This window comes from Candidatus Anaplasma sp. TIGMIC, from assembly GCF_028204095.1.
Taxonomy (GTDB): domain Bacteria; phylum Pseudomonadota; class Alphaproteobacteria; order Rickettsiales; family Anaplasmataceae; genus Anaplasma.
Genome location: NZ_JAQLOH010000010.1, coordinates 24,781 through 34,673, shown reverse-complemented (window position 1 = coordinate 34,673; position 9,893 = coordinate 24,781). Strand labels below are relative to the sequence as shown.

The following is a 9,893-nucleotide window of genomic DNA, read 5'->3' as shown; positions in this document are numbered from 1 at the left end:
CGTGATGAGGTGGATAGCTAAGCACTGGAAACTGTGCGCCGCGTACAGGTAGGCACCGTGCTATAAAGTCTGATATAGGCCAATGATGGTTTTTATTTCCCGGAGGTGCGTCATTGCCAGGGAACGTGCGTAGTCCCTTCCTTCACGCAAAACGCCCTGCAGGTAAGCAACGTCTCCCAGCAGCTCGGATATTTTTGTTCTTATTGGCCCGATTTTCTCTATTAGCAACTCAGTCAAGGCATCCTTGAATTCCTTTGTACTGCTCCCGTGAAACTTGGTACAAACTTCTCTGGACTCACACTGGGCAAGAGCAGCAAAAATATTCACCAGGTTGCAAAGTTCAGGACGCTGACTCAACTCTTCGTAAACAAATCCCGTGAGACTGTCTGTAGTAGCCTTCTTTACCTTTAGGGCTATCGTATCGTCGTCGTCGCTTAAGTTTATTCGTGAAAAATCAGATGCGTCGGACTTGCTCATTTTTTTCGTACCATCACGCAAGCTCATTATCCGTGCGCAGTTGCCATACGGCATAGCGCGAGGGGCGCTGAAGTAATCTACAGAGAAAGTGGTATTGAAAGCTTTAGCGATATCCTGTGCCAACTCGATATGTTGCTGCTGATCATTGCCAACAGGCACTAGGCTTGCTTTGTACAGAAGTATGTCCGCGGCCATTAACACAGGGTAACTATAAAGCCCTAGAGTGGCCCCGACATTACCGCCCTTACTTTTGTCTTTATACTGGGTCATCCTGTTGAGCCATCCGATAGGAGTCATACAACCAAGTAGCCAGCACAGCTCAGTATGCTCAGGAACGTGGGATTGTAAGAAGATAGGTGCCTTGCTTGGGTCTATACCACAAGCTATGTACGCTGCTAACAGACCCAGGGAAGACGTACCCAACTCCATGTTGTTTTGTTTTCCAGAAGTTAAAGCATGCAGATCAACTATACAGAAAAGGCACTGCTGCGCATCCTGCTGACCAACCCACTGTTTAATAGCACCGAGATAGTTCCCCAGATGTAAGGCTTTTCCGCTCGGCTGGGCAGCAGAAAATATCATTTACCTTCCTGAGTTGATACCACAACCGATGCAGGACGCAATACCTTACCGTTAAGTATATAACCTGCTTGGACTACCTCTAACACCGTACCTGATGGCTTATCGTTGGCTACAGCTTGCGTGACAGCGGTGTGGAATCTGGTATCAAACTGCTCACCCACAGGGTAGATTCTCTTAACGCCATGCGTGCTGAGCACAGAAAGAAGGCTGTCCCAAGTCATCTTAATCCCGGCGTGTACGCTATCGTCAGAACTGAGGTTCTTCAACGAAGCTTCCAAATTGTCAAAAGACGGGATTAGATCGCGTGCGAAGCCAGAGATCGAAAACACCCGAGCATTGTCCACCTCCTGGTGCATGAGGCGCTCAAGATTCCTACTGTCTGCAACTGCAAGACGCAGCTGGTCGCGTAAAAGCTCCGCTTCCGCTTTTAACTTCTCTACGGCAGCGAGATCTGCACCTATTCTGCTTTTCGTGCTGTTAATCCCAGCAGCAAACTTGCCAGCCGCCGACGCTTCTCTGCTGCCTGCAGGCTTAGAGCTTTTGCCAGCAACAGTCCCACGGGAACCGGCACTGCCAGGAGCAGCATCAGCAGATTTAGGCCTTGGCCCTACGCTTTCATCTTCAGCCATAGCACAAAAACTTCTAATCACGAACATTTAGGTATATAGTAGTTTTGTGAGCAAATTTCAAGAGTAAAAGCATTTTTCCGATGTCTCCAGATGAGAGATTCATGGCTATGGCCTTGGCATTAGCGCGTAGAGGGCTTGGCAATGTGTACCCCAATCCTGCGGTTGGCTGTGTAATAACTCGCGATGGTGCCGTGGTGGGGCGTGGGTGGACCTCTCCAGGCGGCCGTCCGCACGCAGAAACCGTGGCCTTGAAGCAGGCAGGGAGCAAAGCAGTTGGATCAACCGTATACGTAACGCTTGAGCCGTGTTGCCATGTTGGTGTGACAGGGCCATGCACAACGGTTTTGATAGATGCTGGGGTTTCCAGGGTTGTTATAGGGCAGTCTGATCCAGATCACCGAGTATCAGGCAAGGGTATTAGCTCCCTTAGCGCAGCAGGTATAGATGTCGTATGCGGCGTACTACAACACAAGGCTGCAGAGTTAAACACTGGCTTTTTTAATAGCAAGCTACTAAATAGACCACTGGTGACCGTTAAAATAGCCACAACGCTAGACGGGAAAATCTCCATGGGAGGACATGAGCGATCATGGATCACTAACGATGCTACTAGAAGCTGGGTACATAAACAACGTGCCATGCACGATGCCATTATGGTGGGTAGTAACACGGTTCTTGCCGATGATCCCATGTTAGACTGTCGCCTTCCAGGGCTGAGAATGCACTCTCCCCTGCGAGTTGTTATAGACAGGTCAGGTAAACTGCAACCTCACCACAGGATAGTAGTTACAGCAGGTGCAATACCCACATATGTAATAACCGATAATGAGCCAGCATACACGCTGGACAATGTGAAGTACATCAAAGTGAATAGTGGAACTGTCTTCCTCAAAGAGAGCTTATGCGCTTTGACGGAACAACTGGGTGTAACGAGATTGCTTGTTGAAGGTGGTGGGATTTTGATTACTGAGCTTCTGAAGAAGGAACTAGTTGACCGGGTTATCTGGACTCGTAGTGACAAAATTTCTGGTAGTGGTGGCGTTAGGATGGTGAATGATATTGGTCCCATGCTGAGCAAGCGCTGTCAGTTTATAAAAACTCGAAGCCTCGATTTTTTGGGAGATACGGTAGAAGTATTTGATGTAAGGTACGTACCCGAGGATTGTGGTCAGCATTCATGCAGGTATACGTACGCGCAGCTCGACGCGGTTCTGTAGGGCATACAGCTTTAAGCTTTTCTTTCTTTTTCTTTCCAAGTACTGGTAACAAAAGCGAGGAACAAGGGGTGCGACACAAATGGATTTGACCCAAACTCTGGGTGAAACTGAACCCCGATAAACCAAGGGTGCGTTTTCAATTCAAGAATTTCCGGCAGATCCCTATCCTCGGCAGCACCGGTAAACGCTAGTCCATGCTCTTCCAGTATGGCCCGATACGCAGGGTTTACACCGTAGCGGTGCCGCCTACGTTCAGCTATAGTGTCTTTCCCGTAAATAGACATAATTTTTGAACCTGGCTCTAGCGTGCACGTGTAAGAGCCAAGGCGCATACTGCCACCCATTTTGTACTCGGCATCGGTCTGTAAACCAGGCAATTCGCAAACAACTGGATGTTTGCAATCGTGACGGAACTCAGTCGAATTAGCATCTTCGAGGCCAGCCACATTCCGCGCAAACTCTATGACCGCAAGTTGCATACCCATACATATGCCGAGCATAGGCACGTTGTTTTCTCTAGCGTACTTTATCGCACTCAGTTTTGTGTCAACACCACTATCGCCGAAACCACCCGGAACAAGTATTGCGTCAGCGTCGGCAAGATCCTGCGTATGCGCGGGCAAACGAGCGTCTACCCACTTTATATCAACGCAGATGCCGCTATGCATTCCGGCATGACGAAGAGCCTCAGTGAGAGATGTGTACGCATCCAAGGCGGTTATATATTTCCCGACCATTGCTACGACAATACGCTTAGACGCAACAGAAGACATCCTAAGAACGTTGTGCCAGCGCTCCAGGTCTGGCTCACGGCTCTCGACACCGAAATGCTTAAGTATTTGTGTATCTAACTTATGTTCATGGTACATGACTGGAAGCATGTATATGTTATCTACATCCAGTGCAGGTATTATGTTATCCTCTGCAACATTGCAGAGATTTGCTATTTTGGCACTTTGATATTCCGGAAGCCGTTCTCTACTGCGGTATAAAACTATGTCGGGCTGTATCCCAAGGGAACTAAGTACCTTCACAGAGTGCTGGGTTGGCTTTGTTTTCATCTCTCCCACCGTTCCAATAAATGGTACGAGTGTTAGATGGACAAATATTGTGTAGCTTTTACTCAATCTGTAGCTTATCTGTCTCACGGCCTCTAAAAATGGCTGACTTTCTATATCACCCACAGTTCCACCAATCTCACAGATCACAAAGTCTGTGTCAGGATCGTCACGACGCAATATGCACGATATTATGAGGTCGATTACGTGAGGAATGACCTGTACTGTTTGTCCCAGGTAGTCGCCACGCCTCTCTTTCACCAAGAGTTTGTGATATATACGACCGGCGGTCATATTGTCAGCTTTCGAAGACAGAGCACCGGTAAAACGTTCGTAGTGCCCCAAATCGAGATCAGTTTCGCCACCATCTGCCGTGACGAAAACTTCACCATGTTGTGCTGGGCTCATCGTACCGGGGTCCACGTTAAGATACGGGTCCAACTTCCTCAAACGTACCTTAAACCCGCGTGCCTGCAAAAGCGCACCTATTGACGCGGAAGCGAGACCCTTTCCCAACGAAGAGACAACTCCCCCAGTAACGAATATGAAACGCGTAGGTTTTGTCGTCCCTTGTTCTTCCATATACAAAAATTCAAGTGTTATTCAGAGGGAACTTCCCCTGTCTTCGCCTCTCTTCCCGAAACTGTCTCGGGCTCCCCAGTAACGCTTACTTCCCTTATACTCTTTGAACCAATGCCGACCAGTAGCAGGGTGTTTAAAATGAAGACGGCTGCGACCACCGCGGTAAGCCTTGCGAGCAGACTAGACGGCGAGCCCTTGCCAAACACAGACCCCAGATTACACTGTGCGCCGCCAAAACTCCCGAGACTATCAGACTCTGGCGACTGAAGCAGAACCAACAACACCAGCAAAAGCGCCAGGAATACCTGCACAGCTACCAAAAACATAAGGCAAGTGGACAAACAACATCTCAGGATGCTACGGCGTTTATGAGGTTGCGTCAAGAAGTTGTTAACGTGTGCGTATCGATTTAGTCCCCAATTATACCCTAATGTGTGTATATATGCTAATCAGGTATAACTACAGGTGTGTTGGTTGACTGTATTTTCATGACATGGTCACACTATTCGTGTGTGTTTTTATAGGACTTGTAGGTAGACCAACACACTTTGTGGACTTTGGTTTTGTGAGTTGTTATAGCCTCTGTAAGGCAGGATGCTTGATGTAGAAATGTGGCGGTATTTGTGAATGATGACAACTGTGTAGACGCTTTCATAGAGTTTCTTTCATCGGGTCGCGGTATTTCCGAAAATACTTGTTGTAGTTATAGGTATGATCTCATAGATCTTAGGAAGTTTCTCAGAAAGCGCGCAGTTAGCATTGTCGATGTCAGCTACGATGACCTACGCAGCTACGTGCGGAGCATGAGCAAGAAAAAGTTTAGCGCTGCCACACTTGCTAGGCGTGTGTCGGCTATAAAAGGCATGTATAAATTTCTCTACAATGATCGAATTACTTCGAGAGATCCTTCTCTGAATTTGGACGTGTGCAAATCTGGTCGTAGCTTGCCTAAGGTTATAGGTGAACCTGATATAAACAGGCTATTTGAAGAAGCGCAGGGTGATCTCACATCGGAAGGCAAAAGGACACATGCTATAATTAGCATACTATACTCTTCGGGTATGCGCGTTTCGGAGCTGACTCAGCTTGGATTTTACGAAGTCCACGCTATGTTGCGTGAGCAGCAGAGTGACATAGGGCACATTGTAATAAAGGGGAAAGGAAACAGAGATAGGCTGATCCTCCTGAATCAAGCAGCTATGGAGAGCATCAGGGCTTACTTGGAAGTGAGAGAATGCTTTATAACGAAGGCTAAGGCAGAATCGAAGTGGCTATTTCCTGGTGCAAAATTCGACCAGTGCATTAGTAGGCAGCGAGTAGGGCAGATTCTGAAGGATCTGGCTCTAGCAGCGGGAGTTGATCCAGCAAAGATATCTCCTCACAAATTCAGGCACTCATTTGCGACACATTTGCTGAATAATGGGTCGAACGTAGTGTTCATACAGAAAATGCTTGGGCACGTTAATTTGTCCACAACGCAGGTATATACGTATGTTGCAAGCGAAAAGCTTAGAGAGACGTTGCGGCGCTTTCACCCACTTTCGGACACCAAGGACGACAGACAGTCTTAGATGCGTCGCGCCAGCATGTTCGGGAGACATCTGGATTTAGTAGGAGATGCAAGTTGGCTGTTGGTGAGGAGATCCCTTCCATGAGGTTTATCCGGTACGAAAGCTAGATATCGGCTGCCGTTTACGTTATGCGGCGCTGAGAACACAAAGTAATGGTACTGACTTTACAGTGTAGCGGGCAAACAAAATGCGGTGTACGGTGAGGTATCTTTGGTCTGTGTATGTTGTTAGGTTATGCAAATGTACTCAGCAACAAGCAGTTGTTATCTGCTGTCTCGATTCGAGCTTTATATGCGGCTTAGCTCGTGCGGTTTGCTGCATGTCAAACTCATGTTGCTAGGGTTATAACACGTACGAAAATACGCGTTATGTCCTGTTCACTGTGGCAGAATTGTGAAAAGGCTTGGCACTGCGGTGCATAATACATTCAACGCCAATGCAGTGTTACTATATGTTCACTTTCGAAATACACCCGTCTTGTAGTGACAGTACGGCATCGGCCTTGCGTGCAAGCTCTAGATTATGTGTGGCGACCAGGGCAGCTAGATTTTTAGATTTTACGCTGTTATACATTGCAGCGAAGACTGTATCTGAGATCTGTGGGTCTAAGCTGCACGTTGGTTCATCAGCTAAAAGCAAATGTGGGCATCTGACCAAAGCTCGGGCCAGAGAAACGCGATGTCTTTCACCGCCGGAGAGACTGCAAACTTGGTGCTGGATTTTTTCCCCTAGTCCAACTTCCCACAAAATTGCGGAGGCGTGCTTTTCCGATTCTCGACGCCCTCTTCCAGCAATGCGCAGTGGCAGCGCGACGTTTTCAAGAATTGAGAGTTCCTGCAGCAGATTTGGGGACTGGTACACAAACCCCAAGCTTTCCCTTCGTACACGGGTTCTGACTTTGTCACATGCTGGAGAACACTTTACGCCATTTATGAAAACGGTACCTGTTGTTGGGACTTCTAACAGGCCAGCAATATGCAGTAGTGTGCTTTTTCCAGCACCTGATGCGCCAATTATGGCGACGAATTCTCCCCTTGCTATATCTAAATCTATATCATGGAACACAGGCGTCTGTTGTCCAGAAAAGTGCTTACTGATCTCACGTAACTTCAATACTGTACCCACAGAGGTTCCTCAATAAAGACTATTGTACCCCTAAGTATATTCTTTGCTTTCTGGCAGTAAACATAGGAGTCTATTTTGGCGTTGATCCCGCTATAATTGCAGATGTGGGATGTCATATGGTGTTGTTGGGAATAGATCACGGAGCTGGTCCATTATCTAAATGCTTCCCAGCCTTGTGTGGCGCATTAGTGCCTTTTAGTTTGCCCTAGCAATGCAATGGAATTTGTCATTAAGGATTAAAAAGTTGCGCAAAAGTGTCAATGTGTATACCCTTTCTGATCGTTATTATACCCCTGGGTTTTTATGAGCGATTTTCCGGAGAAAGACAGCGAAGCCCTTAGATTCCACTGCGGCAGGAGACCAGGCAAGGTGGCGCTTATGCCAACCAAACCGCTCATGACACAGAGCGACCTGTCCTTGGCATATTCTCCGGGTGTGGCGGCTCCGTGCGTCAAGATTGCCTCGAATCCGGACCTTGTGTACGAGTACACGGCGAAAGGCAACTATGTGGCAGTCATATCAAATGGCACTGCAGTTTTAGGCCTTGGTAACATAGGCCCCCTGGCGTCAAAGCCCGTTATGGAGGGGAAAGCGGTACTGTTCAAGCGTTTTGCCGACATAGACGCGGTTGATATTGAAGTGAATACTGAAGACGTTGACGAGTTCATTAATTCTGTCAGGTATCTGGGGTGCAGCTGGGGTGGGATAAACCTTGAAGATATCCGGGCGCCGGAATGTTTTGTGATTGAGCGGCGTCTCGGTGAGTTGATGGACATACCGGTTTTCCATGATGACCAACACGGCACGGCGATCATAGTTTTGGCGGGCGTTATGAACGCGCTCGACATTACGGGTAAGTCGCTGAAGAGCGTAAAGATAGTTGTTAATGGTGCAGGCGCCGCGGGCATTGCCTGTGTTGAGATGCTGAAGTTTGTTGGTATTCCGAACGATAATATTGTGCTGTGCGACCAGAATGGGGTTATCTATAAAGGGCGTCAGCTTGGTGTCAACGAGTGGAAATTGAAGCATGCTGTAGATACGAGCGAAAGGGATCTTAAGGACGCAGTCAAGGGTGCTGATGTTTTCATAGGATTATCGGTGCGTGACGTTCTAAGCAAGGATATGCTTCTGTCAATGAACAAAGATCCTGTAATTTTTGCTTTGGCGAACCCTTATCCTGAGGTGAATCCCGAGTTTGCGAGGGAAGTGCGACCGGACGCCATAATAGCTACAGGTAGGTCTGACTATTGTAACCAGATCAATAATGTTATGGGCTTCCCGTACATATTTAGGGGTGCACTAGATGTGCGAGCTAAGTCTGTAAACAACGAAATGAAATTGGCTGTTTCTAAAGCTATTGCGGCTCTGGCAAGGGAAGTTGTAAGCGATGAAGTCCTTGAAGCTTACGGTGGACGTAGCATGAGATACGGCCGAGAGTACATAATCCCAACGCCGTTTGACCCGAGACTAATATCTGTTGTGTCTCCTGCAGTGGCGCGGGCCGCTATTGAGACAGGTGTAGCCCGTACGCAGATTGATGATTGGGACAAGTATGCTCGTGGGTTGAGTTCCAGAATTTCCCCTGCGTACAGCATACTGAATATTATGTACAGTTCAGTTAAAAGCACTCCAAAGAGGGTGATCTTCTCTGAAGGGGAAGAAGTAAAGGTGATAAAGGCCGCTCTTCAATGGCAGGCCCAGGGTTATGGCGCGCCGATTCTTGTAGGGCGTGTGGATAAAATAAAGGAAGGTCTCGACCGCATAGGTGCGGGTAGCCTTGGTGATATAACTATAGCCAACGCTGCATTATCTTCACGCAACGATGTTTACATAGACTATTTGTACAGCAAGCTGCAGCGTAAGGGGTATCTATATAGAGGGTGTGTTAGGGACGTTAAGACGGACAGGAACGTTTTTGCAGCATGCATGCTTGCGTGCGGTGATGGCGATATTCTTGTTACGGGTGTAACGCGAGGGTATCAGGAGTCGCTTTCTGACGTTAGTAAGGTTATAGGGGCTCGGAGTGAGGTCATGGGCTTGTCCGTGATAGTAATGGAGGATCGCACTCTTTTTATGGCAGACACTGCAATTAACGAATGTCCGGATGCAAAGCAGCTTGCTAATATTGCTATAACTGCGGCAACAGCTGCGAAAAAGATGGGACATGTGCCGAGAGTAGCGTTTATATCATTTTCCAATTTTGGAAGCCACGCACAGCGGGAGGCTGGTAGCATCAAAGAGTGCATAGATATACTCGACGGGTTGAACGTGGACTTTGAATATGACGGAGAAATGTCTATAGACGTGGCGTTAAAGCCGGAGTCTCTGGCTTTATACCCGTTCAGCCGCATTAAGGAAGCTGCGAACGTTCTGGTGATGCCGGGTTTGTACAGCGCTAGTATATCTTCAAAATTACTTCAAGAAGTTGGTAGGGTAGCTGTAGTGGGTCCAATACTTATGGGCATGGAAAAGCCGGTTCAGGTCGTGCAAATGACTGCCTCGGTTTCCGAGATCCTAAATCTTGCGCTGCTGTCGTCATTGTACAATGCTGTTTAGTAAGGGTAGAGTTTGTGTTGCGGCTTATGTTCCCGGAATTGGCGTGGGTCGGAGATTATACGATTGCTGCGGGCGCGAATATTCTGCACTACGTGC

The 9,893-nt window shown here is 47.8% G+C and carries 8 protein-coding genes; 3 read left to right on the top strand and 5 right to left on the bottom strand.

All coding sequences use genetic code 11. The annotated features are described in order from the left end of the window. Positions 1–60: 60 nt before the first annotated feature. Positions 61–1,059, bottom strand: coding sequence for a tryptophan--tRNA ligase (trpS, locus tag PGW94_RS01975; protein WP_271758120.1), 999 nt, complete (start codon positions 1,057–1,059; stop codon positions 61–63). Continuing rightward, positions 1,056–1,688 carry a nucleotide exchange factor GrpE gene (locus PGW94_RS01970; protein ID WP_271758118.1) on the bottom strand — a complete coding sequence of 211 codons (633 nt, stop codon included), beginning with the start codon at positions 1,686–1,688 and terminating at the stop codon, positions 1,056–1,058. The genes trpS and PGW94_RS01970 overlap by 4 nt, the downstream gene beginning before the upstream one ends. A gap of 80 nt (positions 1,689–1,768) precedes the next feature. On the opposite strand from PGW94_RS01970, the gene ribD reads away from it, so the two are divergent. Continuing rightward, positions 1,769–2,905, top strand: a complete 1,137-nt coding sequence (gene ribD / locus PGW94_RS01965; protein ID WP_271758116.1) for a bifunctional diaminohydroxyphosphoribosylaminopyrimidine deaminase/5-amino-6-(5-phosphoribosylamino)uracil reductase RibD — start codon at positions 1,769–1,771, stop codon at positions 2,903–2,905. Positions 2,906–2,916: 11 nt separating this feature from the next. On the opposite strand, the gene PGW94_RS01960 is transcribed toward ribD, so the two are convergent. Both PGW94_RS01960 and secG read right to left on the bottom strand, forming a co-directional pair. Continuing rightward, entirely contained in the window at positions 2,917–4,545 is a 1,629-nt protein-coding gene (locus PGW94_RS01960) for a CTP synthase (protein WP_271758114.1), read from the bottom strand. Positions 4,546–4,562: 17 nt separating this feature from the next. Further along, positions 4,563–4,871: a preprotein translocase subunit SecG gene (gene secG, locus PGW94_RS01955; protein ID WP_271758112.1), complete on the bottom strand. Its 309-nt coding sequence runs from the start codon at positions 4,869–4,871 to the stop codon at positions 4,563–4,565. Positions 4,872–5,156: 285 nt separating this feature from the next. On the opposite strand from secG, the gene PGW94_RS01950 reads away from it, so the two are divergent. Then, the gene (locus PGW94_RS01950; protein WP_271758110.1) at positions 5,157–6,116 is read left to right on the top strand and encodes a tyrosine recombinase; all 960 of its coding nucleotides are present in this window, start codon (positions 5,157–5,159) and stop codon (positions 6,114–6,116) included. Between the two features lie 447 nt (positions 6,117–6,563). On the opposite strand, the gene PGW94_RS01945 is transcribed toward PGW94_RS01950, so the two are convergent. Continuing rightward, positions 6,564–7,241 carry an ABC transporter ATP-binding protein gene (locus PGW94_RS01945; protein WP_271758108.1) on the bottom strand — a complete coding sequence of 226 codons (678 nt, stop codon included), beginning with the start codon at positions 7,239–7,241 and terminating at the stop codon, positions 6,564–6,566. Between the two features lie 303 nt (positions 7,242–7,544). On the opposite strand from PGW94_RS01945, the gene PGW94_RS01940 reads away from it, so the two are divergent. After that, entirely contained in the window at positions 7,545–9,797 is a 2,253-nt protein-coding gene (locus PGW94_RS01940) for an NADP-dependent malic enzyme (RefSeq protein ID WP_271758106.1), read from the top strand. Positions 9,798–9,893: the final 96 nt, after the last annotated feature.